Origin of the sequence: Arcicella aurantiaca, from assembly GCF_003148625.1 — a bacterium.
GTDB classification, from domain to species: domain Bacteria; phylum Bacteroidota; class Bacteroidia; order Cytophagales; family Spirosomataceae; genus Arcicella; species Arcicella aurantiaca.
The window spans coordinates 1-24,362 of the sequence record NZ_QGGO01000006.1; the positions used below are offsets into that span (position 1 = coordinate 1).

Consider the following 24,362-nt stretch of genomic DNA (forward strand, 5'->3'; position numbering starts at 1 on the left):
TGGTGGATTGGGTAATTGGTGGATTGGGTAATTGGTGGATTGGATAATTGGTGGATTGGTTACTGGTAGATTATTGGGTATATACCAATTCCCAATCTACCAGTACCCAATCCACCAGTAACCAATCGACCAGTAACCAATCGACCAGTACCCAATCTACCAGTACCCAATCTACCAGTACCCAATCCACCAGTAACCAATCCACCAATACCCAATCTACCAGTACCCAATCCACCAATAACCATTAACTAATTACCAATAACAAAAAGATGTAAATAAAAAAATGCAAAATATAGTTATAAAAACAACGCCAAATGATAACGTAGCAATCGTGGCAAATCCAACAGGATTAAAGCGTGGTGCGATAGTTTTAGATAGCGTTGAATTAATAGAAGACGTCCCGATGGGACATAAAGTGGCGTTACAAACACTTCAAGAAGGTGATGCTGTTATTCGTTACAATCAAATAATTGGGTATGCTAATCGTATTATCGAAAAAGGAAGTTGGATAAATGAAAGTAATATCAGTTTGCCACAACCGCCTAATTTAGAGGATATTCCATATATAAAACCAAATCTTCCAGAAGTTGAAGCATTAGACGGTTTTACCTTTCAAGGCTACAAAAATGCTGATGGAAGTGTAGGTACAAAAAACGTATTGGGAATTACCACAAGCGTACAATGTGTTGCGGGAATTACCAATTTCATCGAAAATAAAATTAGAAAAGAATTACTGCCACTTTATCCAAATGTTGATGATGTTGTAGCTTTTAATCATAGTTACGGTTGTGGAATTGCCATTGATGCTCCTGCTGCCATAATTCCTATTCGTACCATTAAACACATTGCCCAAAACCCAAATTTCGGTGGTGAAATTATGATTATTGGGTTAGGTTGTGAAAAACTTCGACCAGAACGTCTTTTGCCAGATGACAATAATCAATCTTCTATTCTCTATTTACAGGATGAACGTTTTGAAGGTTTTTACGAAATGGTTGATGGTATTATGGAAATGGCGGAAAAACATCTTCAAAAACTCAATCAACGTACAAGACAAACTTGTTCAGCATCAGATTTAGTAGTTGGAATGCAATGTGGCGGTAGCGATGCGTTTTCGGGATTAACAGGAAATCCTGTTTCGGGTTTTGCCGCTGATTTAATCGTAAAAGCGGGCGGAACGGTTTTCTTTTCAGAAGTTACGGAAGTACGAGACGCTATTCATTTACTTGTACCACGTGCAGTTGATGAAGAAGTTGCTCAAAAACTGAAAGATGAAATGGCTTGGTACGACAATTATCTGAATCTTGGAAAAGCCGACCGCAGTGCCAACACAACTCCGGGAAATAAAGGGGGAGGATTAAGCAATATCGTAGAAAAAGCTCTTGGTTCGGTAGCAAAATCAGGGCTTAGTCCGATAGTTGATGTTGTTTCTCCGGGTGAAAAAATACGTAAAAAAGGATTGAATTTCGTGGCAACTCCTGCCAGTGATTTTGCTTGCGGAACTTTACAATTAGCCGCAGGAATGAATATGCACGTTTTCATTACGGGACGTGGCACGCCTTATGGCTTAAATATGGTTCCTGTTATTAAGGTAAGTTCAAATTCAAAATTAGCAAACCGTTGGCACGATTTAATTGACTTTGATGCGGGTCCAGTGGCTTTTGGTGCAAAAACTATTGAAGAAATGGGTTGGGAGTTATTTCACCTGATTCTCGAAATAGCAAGTGGAAACAAAAAAGTAGCCACTGATAAATTAGGTTTATATAATGATTTAGTGTTATTCAACCCCGGACCATTGACGTAAGTGGTTATTGGTTACTGGTTATTGGTTACTGGTTGATTGGTTACTGGTTGATTGATTACTGGTTGATTGGTTACTGGTTGATTGGTTACTGGTGGATTGGTTACTGGTGGATTGGTTACTGGTTGATTGGTTGATTGGTTATTGGTGGATTGGTTACTGGTTGATTGGTTATTGGTAAATTAGTAATTGGTGGAAATGGTATTTTATAATAACCTTTTATCAAAAAAAATTGAACCAATAACCAATCCACCAATCCACCAATAACCAATTAACCAATTAACCAATAACCAATCCACCAGTAACCAATCAACCAATAACCAATTAACCAATTAACCAATTAACCAATAACCAATCAACCAATTAACCAATAACCAATTCACCAATAACCAATCCACCAACTAACCAATAACCAATCAACCAGTAACCAATAACGAACCATGAAACTTCCGAAAATTAAAGAATTCCATATCACACCCATTGCGGTAGTTGACCCGCCTTTACTCAATGCCGCAGGACTTCATGCTCCGTATGCTTTGCGTACTGTGGTGGAACTTGTTACAGAAGATAATATCAGCGGAATTAGTGAAATTCCGGGAAATATCGAAATTGACAAGGCTCTCGAAAAAAGCAGACAGTTTATCATTGGCAAAGACCCATTTCAGCTCAATCAAATTCGTGATATTTTGGTTGCCAATTTTGGGATAGATAAAATGTCTGACCGTGGTGATGCTCCTTGGGACCAACGTACTTTGGTACATATTTTTAGTGCCATCGAAGTAGCTTGTTTAGATATTATAGGCAAAATTGTCAACCGTCCTGTTGTTGATTTATTGGGAGGAAAAAGACGTGATGCCGTACCATTTTCGGCATATTTGTTTTATAAATACGAAGGTGCAGGTGGCGAATTAGCGTTTGGAACTGATCCAAATGCCACAGGTTGGGATGCTGCCCGACAAGCAAGTGCCTTGAATCCAACGGAGATTGTGGCACAGGCAAAAGCCATGTGTAAAGAGTTTGGTTTTCAGTCTATTAAATTGAAAGGAGGAGCTTTTGAACCACGTCAGGAAGTTGATGCTATTTTAGCTTTACACAAAGAATTTGGCGAAAACACACCGCTTCGTTTAGACCCAAATGCCCTTTGGACGGTTGAAACTTCCATTAAATACGGTAAAGAAATGGAAGGTATTTTAGAATATTTGGAAGACCCATGTCGTGGACAAGAAAACATGGCTACGGTAAGAAAAGCCCTAAAAACACCTTTAGCAACCAATATGTGTACGACTTCTTTTGAGGATATTCCAAGAAGTTACACTTTGGGTTCGGAAGATATTATTTTGTCTGACCACCATTTTTGGGGTGGTTTGCAAGACTCTATGAAATTGGCGAGTATTTGCGAAACTTTTGGAAGAGATTTATCTATGCACTCAAATTCTCACTTGGGAATTTCATTGGCGGCAATGGTTCATTTAGGAGCAGCCATTCCAAATTTCCGTTATGCTTTGGATACGCATTACCCTTGGCAATCAGATGAAATTATTGTAGGTGGCAGAATGAAATTTGAAGACGGAGCAGTAGCAGTACCAACGGGAGCAGGTTTAGGGGTAGAATTAGACAGAGTTGCTTTGGCAAAACTTCATGAAAATTATAAAAAATGTGGTTTGACCAAACGCAATGACGAAATAGAAATGCAAAAAGTACAACCAGATTGGAAGTTTAAAGCAACAAGATGGTAGGTGGTTATTAGTGAATTGGTTATTGGTAAACTGGTTATTGGTGTATTGGGAATTGGTTATTGGTCTATTGGTTACCCCAATGACATTTAATAGACCAATAACAAGTAACCAATTTCCAATAACCAATACACCAATAACAAGTAACCAATTTCCAATAACCAATAACAAATAACAAATAACCAATAAAAAGTAACCAATTCTCAATTATAAGTAAAAATTTAAAAATGGAATTATCTAAAATAAAATCATCGCTCGAAGACGGGCTTCTTTCTTTCCCCATCACAGATTTTAAAGAAAATGGCGAATTTAACGCTGAAACTTTTGCCGACCGTGTAGAATGGTTTGTTAGTCATGACGTTTCTTCGGTTTTTGTAGCAGGTGGAACAGGTGAATTTTTCTCAATTACAGCCGACGAATATGAGCAAATTGTGAATATTTCTGTAAAAGTTGTTGCAGAACGTGTTCCTGTTATTTCAAGCGTTGGTAAAAGTGTTTCTGAGGCAATTGCGTTTGCAAAAATTGCTGAAAAAGCAGGTGTTCACGCTCTTTTGCTTTTCCCTCCATATTTGACCGAATGCCCACAAGATGGCGTTTTTGAATATGCGAAAGCAATTATGCAAAACACCTCATTACCTGTTATTTATTACAACAGAGCAAACGGTGTATTATCGGCAGATTATATTAAAAAATTGGCAGAAGTTTGTCCTAATTTTATTGGTTTAAAAGATGGAACAGGCAATATGCAAGAACTCAACGATACGATTAAAACGGTCGGGAAACGTCTTTCATATATTGGAGGTGTACCAACTGCTGAAATTATCGCAGAAGCATATTTATCAATCGGCGTAAACACTTATTCATCGGCAGCCTTTAACTTTGTGCCAGAATTAGCCAATAAATTTTACAAAGCATTACGTGCAGGGGATTCGGCAACGGTCGAAAAAATCACAAAAGATTTTTATATCCCATTCGTAAGATTGCGTAGTAAAAAGAATGGTTATGCAGTAAGTCTCATTAAAGCAGGAGCAAAATTAATTGGTAAAAGTGCAGGAAATGTGCGTCCGCCACTTACAATGCCTACCGATGCCGAAGTAGAGGAACTGAAAAAGATTATTGAGCAAAGTATTTAAAAGTCGTTTATTATCCCAACAATTATGTCTCTAACAGGTAAAAATATTATCGGATTTGCCAGTTCATCAGAAGGGCAAGTTACCCTCAAAGCTATCAATCCAAGTACAGGAGAAAATCTAAGCACTGATTTTTTCAAAGCAACCATCAACGAGTTGAACTCTGCCGTTGAAAAAGCTGATAAAGCTTTCCAGATTTATAGAAAAAAATCAGGACAAGAAAAGGCTGCTTTTTTAGAAAAAATTGCCGAAGAAATTGAAACCTTAGGTGACACGCTTACCGAAAGATACATGGCTGAATCTGGTTTGCCACAAGGTAGAGCCGTAGGTGAAAGAGGCAGAACGATTGGACAATTAAAACTTTTTGCTCAATTATTAAAAGATGGCTCATGGGTAAATGCTCGCATTGATACCGCTTTGCCCGACCGTCAGCCATTGCCAAGAAACGATATTCGTTCAATGGAACGTCCTTTGGGAGCAGTGGGTGTTTTTGGTGCAAGTAATTTTCCATTGGCATTTTCTGTGGCAGGTGGCGATACCGCATCTGCTTTAGCCGCAGGTTGTTGTGTGGTTTTCAAGGCACATCCTGCCCATTTGGGAACTTCCGAATTAGTTGGTCTGGCTATTCAAAAAGCGGCAATTGAAACCAATATGCCCGATGGCGTTTTCTCTTTGCTTTTTGATGATAGTTTTGAAATTGGTCAAGAATTAGTAAAACATCCAAGTATCAAAGCCATTGGTTTTACAGGTTCGTACAGAGGTGGAAAAGCTATTTTTGATACGGCAGTTGCTCGTCCAGAGCCGATTCCAGTTTATGCAGAAATGGGAAGCGTAAACCCTGTTTTTGTTTTACCAAAAATCATTCAAGAAAAATCTCAGTCGATTGCTCAAAACTATGTGGCTTCGGTTACTTTGGGCGTTGGTCAGTTTTGTACAAATCCGGGAATGTTATTGTTGGAGAAAAATGCAGATTTCATTTCAGCATTAGAAACTCAAATTCAAGAAGCAAACGGCGGTGTAATGCTAACAACAGGTATCAAAGATGCTTACAGAAAAGGCGTTGAAAAATCTGAGAATTTGTCGAAAGTAATCGGAAAAGGTAAAACACCAAGTGGTTTTACTGCCGTTGAACCTGTGTTATTTCATGCTGATATTGATACATTAATTGCTAATCCGCATTTATCAGAAGAAATTTTTGGACCAACAAGTATTGTTGTAGAAGGAAATTCAAAAGATGAATTATTAGCAGTAGCAAAATCACTTGCTGGACATTTGACTGCAACCGTTTTTGGAAATGAAGAAGATTTGAATGAATACCAAGACCTTTTGGAGATTTTACAACAAAAAGTGGGTCGCCTCATTATCAACGGATTCCCAACTGGTGTAGAAGTTTGTCATGCAATGGTGCATGGTGGACCATTCCCATCAACTACCGATTCGAGAAGTACATCGGTTGGCACGGGAAGTATTACCCGTTTTACTCGCCCAGTTTGTTTTCAAGATTTCCCAGATTCTTTATTGCCAGACGAATTAAAATCAGGTAATCCATTAAATATTTGGCGTTTAGTAAATGGTCAAAATGAGCAATAGTTAGGTGTTGGGATTTGGGCATTTGGATTTAGGGGTACTATAAAGTTGACTATCAATGGCGAAAAATCCCAACCCTTAGTTAAGAGATTTGATGTGTACTTTACGGAAGTTGTCGTTCAAAACGACGACTTCCGTTGAGACTCAGATACGAAATGCCTTTTTTAAATTAGTATTATTGAATCCATCATTGCAATCCTCAATTTGTACCTACTTTTTCCAGAAAAACACTTAAACTTTCTTCGTGCGGTACTAGCAATTTTTTACGAATTTTCAGTCTTGCCGTTTCTACGCCCCTTGCCGAAATATTAAGCAATGGTGAAATCTGCTTATTGCTAAAATTCATTTTTACAAATGCACAAAGTCGCAATTCACGTTGTGATAATTCAGGACTGATACTTTTGAGTTTTTTAAAGAAATCGTGATTGACTTTTTCAAAATTTACATCAAAAATTTCAATAAAATCATTCCCAATTTTCTGAGAATTCAGTTTTTTATATATTTCAAATAATTTCTTCTTCGATTCGTCACTTTTGAGCAACGTTTTAAGTTCCTGCAAATCGACTTTAATCTCTTGAAAAACCTCAGATTTCTGACTTAACATAGAGGTATAATTTGCCAATTCTTTACTCTTAACAATAATATCTCTGTCCAATTCCTCAGTGTATTTATCTATTTGGGCTTTATCCTCTCGCAGTTTTAATCTTTCAAGTTCTAATTCTACTAATTTTTTAGATTTTTCAATTTCTATTCTTGTTTTAATATGCTCATTATCAATGCGTTCTTTGATTGTCAAGTAAAGGTGTCTTAGTCCAAAAAAAGAAACCAAAACGTAAATAAAATACGCAAAATTCGTTTGATACCATTTGGGTTTAATCACGAAAATCATCGTCATTGGTGCAGCTTCAAGACCAGAAAGGTTTCGTGATTTTACCGAAAATTCATACTTCCCTGGACTCAGATTGGTATATTCTTTAAAAGGATTTGCAGTCCAATTCGACCAATCTTTTTCATCATTATTTAACTTATAACAATACTGAATTCCAATATTTGAAATCAACTGCGGTACACAAAATTCAAGGCGTATTGTTTCAGCACCATTAGGAATTATTACTTCATTATTGCCATTATTGATAGGTAAATCATTCTCCGTTTGAGCAATAGAATAACACATTCTGCTCAGTTGTGTTAAGGCAGGTTGTAAAGGTTTTGTCTTTTGTGTGTTATATAAAAATAGTCCGTCGTGCGTACCTACAAACACTTTTTCGTTCTCAAAGGGTAACACGATTTCCATTCCTTTATTAAATATCCCTTTCAAATTGAGGAATAAATTTTTCTCAAAACTTGAGCTTTTATCCGTAAAAAAACCTAATTCATCATCTTCGATAGCCCATGTTTTTCCATTTGATTGAAAAATTCTACGTACATTTTTTATTGGATTTAATACTTTATTGAGTGTTTCAAATGGCGTAAAAGTGTTTGTACTTTCATCAAATTGATAAATACCAGTATTGGTCGTAAAAACGATTCCCCCATTATAATGGTGAACATTGATATTAAATGGAGATTTAAACCCATTGGTATTTGTGTAGTTTTCAATTGACTCAACTCGCTGATAATCATTGTCTATTCTAATTCTGAACACTCCTTTATAACCATGACAAACCCAATAAGTATTAGGAATTTTATCTGCCACAATATCTCTCGTGGATTCATTGAAACCGTTGATTTTATTTTGAATCAACCAATTTTCGCCAATATTCTTCACTAAATAAACGCCGTTGTAATTTGAGCCTAAATACCACCCTGATTTATTTTTGATGGGTGTCAATTTCCAAAAACCAGCTTGTGTTGATATTTTCTGATAACCATTATCGGTAATTTTCAAAATTCCAATGTTATGTGAAGCGATAATGTCATCCCCAAAACTTTGTACCGCCCAAGCTTGCCCTTTTAATTTCGGAATAGGTTTAAAATCAAAATTACCACTCATAATATTTTCGGGTAATTGAGAGAAAAATACACCTTGATTGGTTGCCAAATAGATTTTTTTATTCTTAATCAAAATATCGAAGATGGAAGCTTTATCGTAAATATTTTGATAGGAGGAACGATACGTTAAAAAATTCAAGCCATTATTTTTCAAAATCCAAAGGTCACCTTTTGAAGTTTGGAAAAGATTTATAATTGGATTGTTTTTGATAGAATTTTGAAAGTCTGGGTTTTGACTAATCGTATTATTTTTATAGTCGTACCAAAGCAATTTTGTACTTAATGTGCCTAAAAGATATAAATCGCCATCTTTATGAATGGCACAATTCAGTTGGTCTATTTCACTATCCGAGAAAACAGCTTTGAGGAATTTTACTTTCTGAGTTAGCGTATTTCCAGAAAAAATCTTCCCACTCCGAGTAACAATCAAGATTTCATTGGGAACTGTGGTTGGCAATATGGCAGATGTAACTTCATCTTGAAAATAATTTGGTGGGAAAACCTGCTCTAATTTTTTGCTGGCAAGATTTAAAGACAAAAAGCCCTTTTCCACATCTTGAATAAAATAGTTATTACCGATTTGACTACCATAAATAAATGTTTTCGGGGCATTCACGATTGTCGCTACATTTTTATGAATAATTATCAATTCATTATACGACATCAAAATAATGTGTTCTCCAATACTATTGGCTCTCCAAATATTCTCAAAATTTCGATTAGATAATTTCAGTTGATTAACCATTGAATGGAAAGCATATTTTCCAAAAACATCTTTTTTGAGTATCCCAAAATCATTATAACCGCCTGCATATATTTCGCCATTGCTTGTTTTTACTAAACTGTAAATAGATGAATTATTTGGCAAAAAAATCTTTCGCCAATTATTACCATCATAACTCACGGCTCCATCATAATTGCCAAAAAACATCGTCCCATCATTAGCTTCACAACCGATAGTAAAATGAGAATCACTTTTAAAATCATTTTTTGTAAAGCCAATAATCGAAGCTTTTGAGCTTATAGAATTATTGGAAGATGCTGTTGGTTGATACTGTGCAAAAACTACTGTAACACAAATCAATTGAAAAATAATAAGCTTAATTGTTGATAAAGTTTTTTTCATGGTGTTTTAACGACAAATAGATTTAATAACCATCATGACAACAAAGATACAATTTTATATATAAATAGTGACATTGATTAAATTTTGCAATTTGCTGATAATCAATTGATTGAATTTTTTAAGCGTAATTTTAACGTATAGGTTTTAATGTAAGAACGTAATTGAAGTGTATCTGTTTTTTATCAATAAAGTTACTCTCATATCTAATATTGTTCCCAGTTTTTAAATAACTCTCCAAGAGAATTAGACAATGTTTCTTCTTGGGTTTTTGAAAAAGCACAATTTTAATCCAAATTTTTAATCTTAAAAAATTTATGAAATTTAAAAATTACTTGTGTTTATTATTGCTGAGTATGAGTACACTTTCTGTTTTTGGGCAGACTGTAGAAGTGCGAGGAAAAGTAATTGATGCCAATTTGAGTATTGGGATTTCGGGAGTATCTATCTCAATCAAGAACTCCACAAGAGGTACGACAACCAGTGCCTCAGGCGATTATCAGATAAGTGCTTCAGCGAGTGATGTATTAGTTTTTTCATTTATTGGTTATAAACCTGTTGAAAAAGCAATTGGTAAGGCTTCTGTAATAAATGTAGCTCTCGAAGAAGATGTTAAAGGATTGAATGAAGTGGTGGTTATTGGTTATGGAACACAGAAAAAAAGCGTTGTAACGGGTGCCATTTCAAGTATTAAAGCCAAAGACCTTGAAAATATTCCGAGTGGTCGGATAGAAACGGCTTTACAAGGTCGTGTGTCTGGGGTTACCATTGCTGCTAATGCTGGTCAACCGGGTTCGGCATCAACGGTACGTGTTCGTGGTCTTACTACTTTTGATACTTACGGCGGTAATAATCCACTTTGGGTTGTTGACGGTGTGATAATTGATAATGGAGGAATTGGCTTTATTAATCAGTCAGATATTGAATCAATTGAAGTGCTTAAAGATGCAGCTTCTTTGGCTATTTATGGGGCTCGTGCTGCATCAGGGGTTATTTTAGTTTCTACTAAAAGAGGGAAATCTGGAAAGTTAAGCGTTAATTATACAGGCTTTGTAGGGAGTTCTTCTCCTGCTAAACAATTGAATTTATTGAACGCAAGCGACTACGGAACTGTCATGAACGAAAAGTCGGTAGCCGCAGGTGGTAATGTTTTATACCCAAATCCGTCTTCATTAGGTGCGGGTACAGATTGGCAAGGAGCAATTTTTAATAATAATGCACAAAGAGCAAATCACGAAATTAGCATCAGTGGGGGCAATGATGTTTCAAGCTTTTTCCTTTCAGCAGGAACACAAAATCAAGATGGTATTGTATTGAAAGATATTTCTGGGTATAGAAGAGATAATTTGCGTTTAAACTCTACGCATAAACTTTCAAAGTTGATTTCTATTGGTCAAACATTGGCATACTCTCACCAAAAAACGGTCGGAATTGGTAACACAAATAGTGAATTTGGAGGACCATTAAGTTCAGCAATAAACTTAGACCCAATAACGCCATTAGTTGTTACTGACCCAACGGCGGCGGCTTCTTCAATTTATGCAAGCAATCCTGTATTAAGAGATAAAGAAGGCAGACCTTATGGAATTTCTTCAATTGTGGGACAGGAAATGACTAACCCAATTGCATATCAGCAAATTAGATTAGGAAATTTTGATTGGTCGGATGATTTCGTTGGTAATGCTTTTATTGAAGTATCTCCGCTTTCAAATCTAAAATTCAAAAGTACAGTTGGAGCAAAACTTTCATATTGGGGAGGCGACTTCTTTACGCCAAAATACTATTTAAGTGCAACGTCGGGAGCTGCTAAAAATACTTTCAGCAGAAGTTCAAACACAGGTTTAGGTTGGAATATTGAAAATACCGTTTCTTATAACAAAAGTCTAAACAATCATAATATTGGCGTTTTATTAGGACAAGGTTTATATATTGACAACATCACAAGTGGTACAAGTATTACTTATTCTGACTTACCTGTAAACACTTACGACGACGCTTCTTTCAACTTTTCATTGCCTGCCGCTCAACGTACAGGTAGTGCATACACGGGTGTAGAACATAGAGTTACTTCATTATTTGGACGTTTAACTTATGACTTCAAAGAAAAATATTTGTTCACAGGAATTATCCGTAGAGATGGTTCATCAAGATTTGGCGGGAATAATAAATTTGGGATTTTCCCTTCATTTTCAGCAGGTTGGGTAGTTTCAAATGAAGATTTTTGGAAAGAAAATAATATCGTAAAATCACTTAAAATTAGAAGTGGATATGGTGTAACAGGTAACGATGCGATTCTAAACTTTGGTTATTTATCAACAATTGTAGGTGGAAGAAACTATACTTATGGTACAGGTGGCGTAGATATTATTTCTGGATTTAGCCCAAGTGCTCCTTCAAATCCTGATTTGAAATGGGAAGAAACGGCTCAAACTAACATTGGTATTGATGCAACTCTATTGAAAAATTTAACCTTAACCTTAGAAGTATATCGTAAAAAGACCTCAGGAATTCTCCAAACAATTACACTTCCAGGTTATGTTGGAGCAACAAGTAGCCCCGTTGGAAACGTGGCAGACATGGAAAACAGAGGTTTAGAAATTGAACTTGGTTACAGAAAACGCTTTGGAGATTTCAACTTTTCAGCAAACGGAAACGTATCATTCTTGAAAAATGAAGTAACCTATTTAGGAAACGGCATTTCATTTATTACTTCTGGAGCAGCAGGTTTTCAGTCGATGGGGTCAATTACAAGAACACAAGTTGGACAACCTTACAATGCTTTCTTTGGATTGCAAACTGCGGGAATTTTCCAGAATACTGCCGAAATCAACGCTTATAAAACTGCCGAAGGAAATGTTATTCAACCAAATGCAAAACCTGGAGATTTTAAATGGGTAGATACCGATGGAAACGGAGTAATTAATGATAATGATAAAACATTTCTTGGAAATGGTTTGCCAAAATACACCATTGGATTAAATGTGGCGATGGATTATAAAAACTTCGATTTTATGTTTTTTGCTCAAGCGTCGGGTGGAAACAAAATTTTCCAAGGACTTCGTCGCTTAGATATTTTAAATGCTAATTATCAATCAAGTGTATTGAGCCGTTGGACAGGTGAAGGAACTTCAAATACGTACCCAAGATTAACCAATAATGATACAAACGGCAATTTTGGAAAAGCCTCTAATTTTTATTTAGAAGATGGAGATTTCGTAAGATTAAAGATTATTCAATTAGGTTACACATTACCAAATGCTATTATTAGTAAAATTGGAGCTCAAAAATTAAGAGTTTTTGTCACTGCTGAAAACTTATTAACACTTACAAAATATACAGGTTACGACCCAGAAATTGGGGGAAATGTCTTCGGAATCGACCGTGGTTATTATCCACAAGCTCGTTCAATTCAATTTGGTCTTAACTTAAAATTTTAATGTAAAATTACAAAAAGATGAAACGTAATAAATTCAAATATTCACTCATTGCCATAGCAACTTCTGTATTAGCTTCTTGTAGTTCAAGTTATTTAGAAGTATTACCCAAAGGCAGTAGTTTAGAAGCAAGTTATTATACAAATCAGTCTGAAGCATTTGCGGGATTGGTGGCAGTATATGACATCATGCGAAAAAATTCTGGCGGTTTTGAAAACATGATAACGATGCTCAATGCAGGTTCTGACGACACCGTAGCGGGTGGTGGCGGTGCAACAGATGGCGTTGGACTACAAAGTTTTTCAAATTATACAATCAGTCCAACCACTGTACCCGCAAGTTATTGGGGCGACCATTATCAAGGTGTTTTTAGAGCTAATTTTTTACTCTCAAAACTTCCTAATATTCCGATGGATGCAACGCTGAAAGCAAGATATACTGCTGAATCTCAAGCATTAAGAGCTTTGTATTACTTTAACTTGGTTCGTTTATTCAAGAACATTCCATTAATTACAACGCCACTTGCATCAACAGAAATTTACAACGTTGTGCAAGCAGAACCATCTGCCATTTACGCACAAATTGAAAAAGATTTGAACGATGCTATTCCTGTTTTACCAATTTCTGTTCCTGCTTCAGATGCAGGACGACTAACCAAGGGAGCAGCACAAGCGTTACTCGGAAAAGTATATTTATATGACAATAAGTTGAGCGAAGCAGCAGCACAATTGGCAATTGTCAATGGAACACCAAACGGAGCAAATCCTTATGGATATAAATTGTTAAACAATTTTTCTGATTTATGGGTTGTTGCCAATAAATTTAATAGCGAATCTATTTTAGAAGTTACCCATACCTACGCAAGTAATGCGGGTTGGGGCAACTGGGGTTCAGGTACGGACGAAGGAAATTCGGTTGTACAAATGATTGGACCAAGAACTTTAACACGTCCAACAGGTTCAACTGCACCTGCTTATTATTCTGGAGGTTGGTCTTTCAATCCTGTTACACAAGATTTATACGATGTTTTAAAAAATGACCCCCGTTTTTCAGCAACCATTTTAGACGCAAAAGCTCTAAAAGCGGCTAAGCAAATTAACTATATATCTGGTTATCAGGATACTGGATATTTTATCAATAAATTTATGCCAAAGCAATCTGATGTTTCAACGGGCTTGGGTAATATCGAGTTAAATTTTAGACAAAACTCATATATTATCAGATTGGCAGATTCTTATTTGATGGAAGCAGAGGCATTAGGCGGTACTGGAGCAAGAGCTCAGGCATTATTAGATGCGGTACGTTCACGAGTAGGATTACCTTCTATTCCAGTTTCACTAAATGCCATTGCTAATGAACGTCGTTTGGAACTTGCTTGTGAAGGACACCGTTGGTTTGACTTAGTAAGAACAGGAAAAGCTGCCACTGTATTATCAAGTAAAGGTTTTAAAGCTGGAAAAAATGAAGCATTGCCTATTCCTTTTAAAGAATTGGAGAATACTAAAATCAAGCAAAACCCGAATTATTAAGTATAAGGTCTAAGTTAATTTTTAGAAATTACTTCCAAATCCAATATGGCTTAGGGACAAACTTCCCGAAAGTTAAAACTTTCGGGAAGTTAATCGGCTTAACGAAACGACATTACTTCCAGTCTCAATTTGGAAGTAATTTCCTCACATTTCATCAACAATCACTTGTTTCTTTTTAAATTACATTTTCAAAGGAAGATTACTTTCTTGAAAAAAATGTAATGCTTATTTCCAAACTCATTACCGATTCAAATTCCAAAATAATCTGTTAAATATCTAACTATCAATAGGTTAAAATATTTAATTCTATTGACTCTCCAACTATGCGTTCCTTAATATCAACTATTTTTCTCTTTCTGATTTGGGCTTGCGATGTAAAATCGACAAACTCAAATGTTTCACCACAACAACCGCCCACAACAACGCCAGTTGTTTCTAATAATCCTGTTTTGAGTTATTGGCTCACAACTCCCGACCAAACTATTTTGTTACAAAAGCAAGGTGACGTTACATTTTATAAAAGCACCAATGCTAATGTTTCTATTGAAGTTGATTCTACCCAAGAATTTCAAAGCATCGACGGTTTTGGATTTACCTTAACAGGTGGAAGTGCCAAACTTATCAGCCAATTAAGTGCTTCCGAAAAAAGTAATTTATTAAATGAATTGTTTGGTAAAGAGGCAAAATCAATAGGAATTAGTTATTTAAGAATTAGTGTTGGAGCATCAGATTTAGACGAAAAAGTATTTAGTTACAACGATTTAGAGCTGGGTCAAAAGGATGAAAACTTAGCAAAATTCAGCTTAGAGCCTGATAAACAATATCTTATTCCAATACTAAAGGAAATTATCAAAATAAATCCTTCGATAAAAATCATGGGAAGTCCTTGGTCGGCACCAGTTTGGATGAAAACAAATGGCAAGTCAATCGGCGGGAATTTATCGCCAGAATATTACCAAGTATATGCCAAATATTTAGCAAAATACATTGCCGAAATGAAAAAAGAAGGCATCACAATTGACGCCCTTACTTTACAAAATGAACCCCAACATGGTGGAAATAACCCAAGTATGGTAATGAGTTTCACCGACCAAGCTAACTTTGTGAAGAATAATTTGGGTCCACTTTTTCGTAAAGAAAATATCACAACAAAAATTATTGTTTGGGACCATAATTGTGATAATCCCGAATATCCAATCAATGTTTTGAACGATAATGAAGCAAATCAGTATATTGATGGTTCAGCATTTCACTTGTATGCAGGGGACATCAGTGCTTTATCAAGAGTACATACACTTCATCCAAACAAAAATTTATATTTTACCGAGCAGTGGACTTCATCAAAAGGGGCGTTTGGTGGAGATTTACAATGGCACGTTAAAAATGTGGTGATTGGTTCTGTAAGAAATTGGAGTAAAGTTGCTTTAGAATGGAATTTAGCTAATGATGCTAATTTTCAGCCACATACACCTGGCGGTTGTACAGAATGTAAAGGTGCTTTAACGATTTCAGGTTCAAATATTACTCGAAACGTAAGTTATTACATTATTGCTCACGCTTCTAAATTTGTTCCAGCAGGGTCAAAACGCATCCAAAGTACCACAAATAGCAATTTGCCAAATGCCGCTTTTATGACTCCCGAAGGGAAAAAAGTTTTGATTCTTGAAAATGACAAAACTACCAGTATTGACATCAATGTAAAGCAGTCTGACAAAATTGCTGTAATGACATTACCAGCAGGTTCGGTCGCAACAATAGTTTGGTAAAAAGTTTGAGTTTAATTTTAGATAAATTTTATGATTTTAAAAATGGGTGTCAAATTTTGGCATCCATTTTTTGTTTGTAAATCTTTAGCGATAAATTTTGTAGAAATAGATTTTGAGCATTTTTTACTTTTGATAATCTTTAATTATCAAAAGTAATTATATTTGTTAAAAATATAGAAAAATGAACTCAAATCTCGCTATCACAAAATTAGAATCTTCCAATGAATCAATTTCTCTATCCACAGAATTGAAAGAGAAATTAAACGAATATGGAAGATTAGGTTTACAAGGTGCTTATAATACTCAAAGAGCCTATAAAGCGGATTTGAAAAATTTTAATGAATGGTGCGATGCCAATGGGCAAGTCGCATTACCTGCTTCTCCAGAAACCTTAGCGGGGTATGTCGCACATTTAGCGGATAACTGTAAATGGGCAACCATCAACCGTCGATTAGCTGCCATTTCAAAATTACACCAATTACAAAACTTAGAAACGCCAACGCAAAATAGAGTTTTCAGAACTGTGATGGAAGGTATAAAGCGAGCAAACGGAATTCGTCAAAAGCAAGCACCAGCATTTAAACTCAATAAATTAAAGTCGATGCTTCGAGAAATTGAAACTGATAGCAATGCAAAATTAAGAGACAAAGCACTATTACTTTTAGGATTTACAGGAGCTTTTCGACGGTCAGAATTGGTAGCATTAAATGTTGAAGATTTGCAATTTACAGAAGAAGGTTTGATAGTTTCTATGAAAAAATCTAAGACAAACCAATATGGAGATTATGAAGAAAAAGCCATTTTTTATAGCCCAGAAGCTATTTTATGCCCTATTAGAACATTACAATCTTGGATACAAAGGTTAGAAAAAAATACCGATGCTTTATTTGTAAGAGTACGAAAAGGTGATAAAATAACGGAAGATAGACTCACAGACAAAACGGTTAATGACTTGGTAAAAACCTACTTGGGAGAAGAGTTTTCTGCACATTCACTTCGAGCATCTTTCATAACAATTGCTAAAATAAATGGAGCTGATGACTCAGAAATTATGAGACAGTCAAAACATAAAACCTCTGCCATGATTCAACGATACACTCGAATTGAAGACATAAAACAACATAATGCGGCGATGAAACTGGGTTTATAAACATGATTAGAATTAATTATTTAAGTCCAATCGAGAAGAATTATTTTTTTAACGGATTCTCAAGCGATTTGAAATATTAAAAAAACTTCAAATAAAAAACTTAATCTTTCTGAAAATCAACTCATTAGACCTTGAAATTATAGAAAATTATACTTCAAAAAGCTTATTTATTCAAAACAAAATTACTTTATGATTAATTATTGAACACTATTTATTATTTGTCATTTATTCGTATATTCAATTAGAAATTGTACCATACAAAGAGTAAAATTGACTAATCAATGAAATGTTTTCATTTTACTATTTATTATTTTCTTTTATTTATTTTTATTTTCGATTTATTCCTTTTAAATTTGATTCAACATTATGGCAATACTACCAAATCAGCGACGAGATAAAATTTTAGAACTACTTAAAGAAGACGGTTCAGCCAAAGTGGTTGATTTATCGAGACTCTTTAAAGTAACGGAAGTCACGATTCGGCAAGACTTAGAAAAGTTAGAAAGCGAAGGCTTAATTATTAAAGAACACGGTGGAGCTTATTTGAAAAATGTTGAAGACCAAGTAAGAAGTTTTTCATTAGTGCATCAAGACAATCTTGATAAAAAAGAAAGAATTGCTCAAAAATGTTTAGAATTTATTGAAAGTGGCGATACTATTATTTTGGATTCGGGAAGTACGACAACTGAAATTGCCAAGAAATTAAAAGGACTTAAAAACCTAACCGTCATTACAAATGCGTTAAATATCGCATTAATGTTGGGAACGGAGTCTGGGATTGAAGTTATTATGACAGGAGGGGAATTTAAACCACCAACCCTTTCATTAACAGGACAAAAAGCGGCAGATTTTTTTAAGGGATTGAACGTACAGAAACTATTTTTAGCAACGGCTGGAATCTCCTTAAAATCTGGACTTACATACCCGAGTATCAGCGACTTAGTGGTAAAAAAAGCAATGATTGATGCCGCAGAAGTTACTTATTTGGTAGCAGATAGTAGCAAAATTGGGAAAAGTGCTTTAGCAAGTTTAGGAGCGTTATCACTCATAGATTATATCATTACCGATACAGGAATTGAGGAAAAACATAAGCAAGTTTTTAATGCTAATGAAATAGAATTGATTATTGCTAATTAAATAGCCGTAGCCGTCAGGGAGACTAATTTTTGTGGTTGAAAATCTAAAATAATGTGAGGTCTGTTTATTTAATTCTCTCAAAAAAACTACTGAACTAAACTAAAAAGAGATAATTAAGTATCTAAATCAAATATTATTTTAATGTTGAACTGACGGCTTCGGTATTTTTTAAAAGAAATATCCCAAAACAATTTCCATAAATCAATAATGAAAAATAAGTTACTCTTCGTCTCGTTCTTGGCTGCATTGACGCTTTCTATATCAGATAATTTCGTCTCTGCTCAGGCATCAAATTCAATTATAAAAAAGACGGTTTCTTCAAAACCACGAACAATCGTTACCACCGATGGAGAATTAGACGATGTAGATTCATTCATTAGATTATTACTTTATTCAAACGAGTTTAATATTGAAGGCTTAATTATTTCAAGTTCTCAGTGGCATTATAAAGGTGATGGAAAAGGAACAAAATTCACCTCTGAAATGGAAACCACTAAAAAGATTTATGGAGAAAGAACAGAATTGCGTTGGCCCGGTACAGACTGGATTTACAATTTGGTGGACGCTTATGGAAAAGTGTATCCAAATTTGAAAAAACACTCTACTGATTATCCTAAACCAGAGCATCTGAAAAGTTTAATCAGCATTGGAAATATTGACTTTGAAGGTGAAATGGAGAAAAATACAGATGGCTCTAATTTTATCAAAAAGAAACTACTTGATGACGATATGACACCGCTTTATTTGCAAGTTTGGGGTGGTACAAATACCATTGCAAGAGCATTGAAGTCAATCGAAGATGAATACAAAAACACCCCAAAATGGCAAGAAATTTATGCAAAAGTGTGCAAAAAAGCCATTATTTATGCGATTCTCGACCAAGATGCAACGTATAGAAAATACATAGAACCTAACTGGAAAGACATCAAGGTTTATTATAATTCAAATCAGTTTTGGAGTTTTGCTTACTTCTGGAAAAGAGCCGTTCCACAAGAACTTCACCCATATTTGGAAGGTAAGTTTATGAACAATATCATAAATAATCATGGGGCATTAACAAAAATGTATTATAGCTATGGCGATGGAAACCCTCCTGCGGGCGAAATTGACGATATTTATAGTAGCATGGAAAAAGCTCAAAAAAATCAGTGGGGAAGTTTTGGGCAATATGATTTTATCTCAGAAGGAGATTCCCCTGCTTACTTGCATTTGGTTGATATTGGTTTAAATAATCTTAACAATCCACAAGATGGTGGTTGGGGCGGACGTTTGGTACAATCAACCAAAACACCAAGCCGTTGGGAAGATGGAGAAGCTGCCTCAGATTATAATCCATATACTAAAAAAATGGATAAAGCTTATGCACAAACTCGTTGGATTCCTGCCATTCAAAATGATTTTGCTGCTCGTGCTGATTGGTGTATTAAAGATTATAAAAATGCAAATCACGAACCTAAAATTAAATTAAATACTGCCTCAAAATTAACGGTTGCTCCTAATAGCACCGTAAAATTAAGCGGAACTGCAAGCGACCCTGACGGCAATACTGTAAATTATCATTGGTGGCAATATGACGAAGTAGATACTTACGGAGGTAAAGTTTCTATTCAAAATGCAGATAGTAAAAGTGCGTCATTCAAAATGCCAAGTGACATAAAAAAAGGAGAAACAATACATTTAATATTAGAAGTAAAAGACAATGGAATTCCGCAACTAACTCGTTATCAGCGAGTTGTTGTAATGGTAAAATGAATACTTTGAATGGGGGCAGATGTAACACGGGAATTTCTTCCGTGAAGCAGAGTCAAGTCTATTTGTAGAATTCACGGGAAAGATTCCCGTGTTACAAATAATATAAACGATTATTTAAAAATATGAAACAATTAAGTTTAGGCGTTATCATCGGGAATCGTAATTTTTTCCCTGATAGTTTAGTTGAATTAGCACGAGTTGAAATCATTGAAGTGCTAACAAAAATGAACATCAAACCAATTTTATTGGATAGTAACGATACAAAATTAGGAGGTGTAGAAACATTTGGTGATGCTCAGAAATGTGCTACATTATTCAGACAACACGCCGACGAAATTGTAGGTGTATTGGTGGTACTACCAAACTTTGGTGATGAAAAAGGGGTTGCAGATACCCTCAAAATGGCAAACTTAAATGTGCCTGTTTTAATTCAAGGTTATCCAGATGATTTAAACAAATTGGATGTTGCTCGCAGACGTGATTCGTGGTGTGGCAAAATTTCGGTTTGTAATAATTTATACCAATATGGAATTAAATTCTCATTGACATCTCAACACGTTGTTAGACCATCTGACGCAAGTTTTCAGCAAGAATTGAAAGATTTTATGGCTGTTTGTAGAGTTGTAAAAGGTCTGAAAAATGTAAGAATTGGAGCAATCGGAGCAAGACCAACTGCCTTTAATACAGTACGTTACAGTGAAAAAATCTTACAAAGAAACGGTATTTCAGTAGTTACTTGTGACCTTTCTGAAATTCTTGGAAAAGCTAATAAATTAACAAAAGACGATTCAGTTGTAAAAGAACGTTTAGAGAAAATCACTAATTATGCCAAAACGGGAAAAACGCCAAGTGAAGCGTTAATTCAGATTGCCAAATTAGATGTTGTTCTGAATGATTTTATGGCTGAAAACGTACTTGATGCAACGGCTATTCAATGCTGGACTTCATTACAACAAAATTATGGTTGTAATGTATGTACAAGTATGAGTATGATGTCTGAAAATATGTTGCCAAGTGCTTGTGAAGTTGATGTAACAGGAACGCTGTCAATGTATGCGATGCAATTAGCGTCTGGTTCGCCAAGTGCTTTGGTAGATTGGAACAACAATTATGCAGATGATGAAAACAAATGCGTTTTATTCCACTGTGGAAACTGGGCAAAATCATTCTTACCAGATATTGAAATTAGTAACGCTCCAATTTTAGGAACTACCGTTGGCGTAGAAAATACCTACGGAGCATTAGATGGAAGAACACCAGCCATGCCTTTAACTTACGGACGTTTAAGCACAGACGATTCAAAAGGAATTATCAAAGCGTATATAGGTGAGGGTGACCTTACTGATGATGCACTAAATACATTTGGAAACCGTGCCGTTGCCAAAATTCCTGATTTACAGAAATTAATGCAATACGTTTGTAGAAATGGATTTGAACATCACGTAGTAATGAATGCGTCGAAAACAGCAGGCATTTTGAAAGAAGCATTTGAAAATTATATGGGTTGGGAAGTTTACCAACACTAATATTTAGAATAATTGTAAAAATAAGGATACCGTTTAACTTCCCGAAAGTTTTAGAACTTTCGGGAAGTTCGTCAAAGTCAAACATGGTACGTTTAAATTTACAAATTTCATTAAAAAGAATAGATTTGGAAAAGGTCGAGATGGTTTTGTGGTAAAAAGCAAAACCATTCTCAAATTTAATGAACTATTTGGTTGAGGTAAAGTATAAATAATTTCAAGATGAAAAAGCTTACAAATTTCCTTCATAATTGTACCAAAGCAAACATACTTTTTTGCGTAACAACCATTATCTCAATCGTTTACACAAATAATTTATTGGCTCAAATTACGGATAAAACAAAACCACGAATTGTAATCACTGCTGACCCAGAATTAGATGATAACAATTCGCTTATTCGTTTTATTTTGTACAGTAGCGACCTCGACGTTGAAGGACTCATTTATACAAGTAGTGGTTTTCACTGGAAAGGCGATGGAAAAGGAACAAAATGGTTTGTTCCAGGAAGAGAATATGCTCGTTTTGGCTTAAATGAATGTCCATGTACTTCGTGGCGTTGGGCTAAGGATGAACGATTTATCCATGATATTGTAGATGCTTACGAAAAATCATATCCAAATTTAAAAGTTCATAATCCAGAATATCCTGACCCAAAAATATTAAAGTCAAAGATTAAATATGGAAATATTGAATTTGATGGCGAAATATCAAAAAATACCGAAGGCTCAAACTTAATCAAATCATTGATTTTAGATAATAAGCCCGGTCAATTGTACATTACTGCTTGGGGCGGACAAAGCACTATTGCAAGAGCTTTAAAATCAATCCAAGAAGATTATGAATTTACTGTTGAATGGGAAAATATCAAGAAGAAAATCAACCGAAAAGTTGTCCTTTTACCTTCTGGCGACCAAGACGATACTTATGCAACCTACATTAAACCAAATTGGCCAGACATTGAATACAGACAATTTAGTGGCGGACCAAATTATGGATATGGAGCTCAATTAAGAGCTACCAAAGGAGATTCTTTATATTTAACAGCATCATGGATGAAAGAAAATGTATCAGACAGAGGAGCTTTGGGTAGTTTATACAGAGTTTGGGGCGATGGAAAACAGATGGTAAAAGGAGATAAATTAGATTATTTTGGATTGTCGGGACACTCTAACGAAGAACTCAAAAAAATGGGTTATGCGGTTTGGATGCCTGTTCAGCCAAAAGGAACTTGGTTGGGCGAAGGCGATAATCATACCTTTATGAATATGCTTGGCAATGGTTTACGTGCCTATGAATTAGGCACTTACGGAGGTTGGGGCGGTAGTGTAAATAGCAAAAGAGAAGCTATCAATTTTGCAACTCCAACGGATACAAGTGCCAATGCAATGGCAAATATGTTAGGTTCGATGAACACGAAAAATGCCGAGGGAATGGCTTATCCAAACTTTTTTCCACAGGCTCAACAAAGTTTTGCGGCAAGATTAAAATGGGCGGTTACGCCTCAATATACAAATGCCAATCATGAACCCATCGTTAATGTGGAAGGAACTATGACAGTGATGGCTTCGGCAGGTGAAAAAATTAGATTAAATGGAATGGTGTCTGACCCTGACGGAAATACCGTTACCCCAAAATGGTGGCAATTGAATGTTGGAACTTATCTTAACAAAGTGCAAATTTTAACACCAAATGCTTTGCGAACAGAAGTTCAGATTCCGAAAGATGCCGTGGGTGGACAAACAATTCATTTGATTTTTGAAGGAACTGACAATGGAACACCGTCGCTAACAAAGTATCAGCGAGTAATCATTCATGTTAGAAAATAAATAAAATTTGGATTTTCCATAACAGTAATTTCGGCTTCTGAGCCAGTTTTGGAATAAAACCTAAATAAAATGACAAGTATAGAATTGCAAGAGAAGTCTCGGATTTATAGAAGAAAAATCCTCGAATACATCTACAAAGCCAAAGCAGGTCACACAGGTGGAAGTTTATCTTGTATCGACATTCTGAATGTATTGTACAACGATACGATGAATGTAAATCCTGAAAATTTCAAGTCTGGCGACAGAGACAGATATATCCAAAGTAAAGGACACTGCGTTGAAGCCCTTTTTGTGGTTTTGGCAGATAAAGGATTTTTCCCAGAAACCGACCTTGAAACATTGTGTAAATATAAGTCGCATTATATCGGGCATCCAACTCGTAAAGTCAATGGCGTAGAACAAAATACGGGGGCTTTGGGTCATGGTTTACCAATTTGTGTTGGTACAGCTTTGGCGGCAAAAATGGACGAAAAATCTTACCGAGTATTTACTTTATTGGGTGATGGAGAATTGCCAGAGGGTTCAAATTGGGAAGCATTTTTATCAGCATCTCATTATAAGTTAGATAATTTATGTGCCATTTTGGACTACAATAAATTACAAATTACAGGTAAAAATGCCGATGTTTTAAATACCGAACCTATTGCTGACAAGCTAAAAAGTTTTGGTTGGGCAGTACGTGAAGTAGATGGAAACGACCCTCAAAAATTAAAAGAAACATTAGACCAATTACCTTTTGAGGAAGGAAAACCAAGTTTTGTGATTGCTCATACCATCAAAGGGAAGGGTGTAAGTTACATGGAAAATCAATTAAAATGGCATCATGGCGTTCCTTCTGCGGAACAATATGAATTGGCAATTTCTGAACTATCTTAATA

General features: G+C 35.4%; 14 protein-coding genes. 13 read left to right on the top strand and 1 reads right to left on the bottom strand.

Annotated features, from left to right (window positions below):
- Positions 1-283 precede the first annotated feature (283 nt).
- The 4 genes from garD to LV89_RS07080 all read left to right on the top strand — a co-directional run bounded on the left by garD (position 284) and on the right by LV89_RS07080 (position 6,254).
- On the top strand, positions 284-1,804 hold the full coding sequence (gene garD / locus LV89_RS07060; RefSeq protein WP_109742178.1) for a galactarate dehydratase: 1,521 nt from the start codon (positions 284-286) through the stop codon (positions 1,802-1,804).
- Positions 1,805-2,241: 437 nt separating this feature from the next.
- Complete coding sequence (locus tag LV89_RS07070) at positions 2,242-3,537, top strand: enolase C-terminal domain-like protein (RefSeq protein WP_109742179.1); 1,296 nt, start codon at positions 2,242-2,244, stop codon at positions 3,535-3,537.
- A 224-nt stretch (positions 3,538-3,761) separates the two neighbouring features.
- A complete protein-coding gene (gene kdgD / locus LV89_RS07075) occupies positions 3,762-4,667 on the top strand; it encodes a 5-dehydro-4-deoxyglucarate dehydratase (protein WP_109742180.1) in 906 nt (301 codons plus the stop codon).
- A 24-nt stretch (positions 4,668-4,691) separates the two neighbouring features.
- A complete protein-coding gene (locus tag LV89_RS07080) occupies positions 4,692-6,254 on the top strand; it encodes an aldehyde dehydrogenase (NADP(+)) (protein WP_109742181.1) in 1,563 nt (520 codons plus the stop codon).
- Positions 6,255-6,450: 196 nt separating this feature from the next.
- Here the strand turns inward: LV89_RS07080 and LV89_RS07085 are convergent, their stop codons facing one another.
- Positions 6,451-9,369, bottom strand: coding sequence for a triple tyrosine motif-containing protein (locus LV89_RS07085; protein WP_109742182.1), 2,919 nt, complete (start codon positions 9,367-9,369; stop codon positions 6,451-6,453).
- A gap of 314 nt (positions 9,370-9,683) precedes the next feature.
- Here LV89_RS07085 and LV89_RS07090 point away from each other — a divergent pair, with 314 nt between their 5' ends.
- From LV89_RS07090 to LV89_RS07135, 9 genes are all read left to right on the top strand, one after another.
- Complete coding sequence (locus LV89_RS07090) at positions 9,684-12,803, top strand: SusC/RagA family TonB-linked outer membrane protein (protein WP_109742183.1); 3,120 nt, start codon at positions 9,684-9,686, stop codon at positions 12,801-12,803.
- Positions 12,804-12,820: 17 nt separating this feature from the next.
- Complete coding sequence (locus LV89_RS07095) at positions 12,821-14,329, top strand: RagB/SusD family nutrient uptake outer membrane protein (RefSeq protein ID WP_109742184.1); 1,509 nt, start codon at positions 12,821-12,823, stop codon at positions 14,327-14,329.
- A gap of 323 nt (positions 14,330-14,652) precedes the next feature.
- Positions 14,653-16,095: a glycoside hydrolase family 30 protein gene (locus LV89_RS07100; RefSeq protein WP_109742185.1), complete on the top strand. Its 1,443-nt coding sequence runs from the start codon at positions 14,653-14,655 to the stop codon at positions 16,093-16,095.
- A gap of 181 nt (positions 16,096-16,276) precedes the next feature.
- Positions 16,277-17,245 carry a site-specific integrase gene (locus LV89_RS07105; protein ID WP_109742186.1) on the top strand — a complete coding sequence of 323 codons (969 nt, stop codon included), beginning with the start codon at positions 16,277-16,279 and terminating at the stop codon, positions 17,243-17,245.
- 372 nt (positions 17,246-17,617) lie between these two features.
- Complete coding sequence (locus LV89_RS07110) at positions 17,618-18,382, top strand: DeoR/GlpR family DNA-binding transcription regulator (RefSeq protein ID WP_109742331.1); 765 nt, start codon at positions 17,618-17,620, stop codon at positions 18,380-18,382.
- 207 nt (positions 18,383-18,589) lie between these two features.
- Positions 18,590-20,134 carry a DUF1593 domain-containing protein gene (locus tag LV89_RS07115; protein WP_109742187.1) on the top strand — a complete coding sequence of 515 codons (1,545 nt, stop codon included), beginning with the start codon at positions 18,590-18,592 and terminating at the stop codon, positions 20,132-20,134.
- A gap of 122 nt (positions 20,135-20,256) precedes the next feature.
- On the top strand, positions 20,257-21,660 hold the full coding sequence (locus LV89_RS07120) for an L-fucose/L-arabinose isomerase family protein (protein WP_109742188.1): 1,404 nt from the start codon (positions 20,257-20,259) through the stop codon (positions 21,658-21,660).
- A gap of 219 nt (positions 21,661-21,879) precedes the next feature.
- A complete protein-coding gene (locus tag LV89_RS07130; RefSeq protein WP_109742190.1) occupies positions 21,880-23,484 on the top strand; it encodes a DUF1593 domain-containing protein in 1,605 nt (534 codons plus the stop codon).
- 69 nt (positions 23,485-23,553) lie between these two features.
- Positions 23,554-24,360: a transketolase gene (locus LV89_RS07135; protein ID WP_109742191.1), complete on the top strand. Its 807-nt coding sequence runs from the start codon at positions 23,554-23,556 to the stop codon at positions 24,358-24,360.
- Positions 24,361-24,362: the final 2 nt, after the last annotated feature.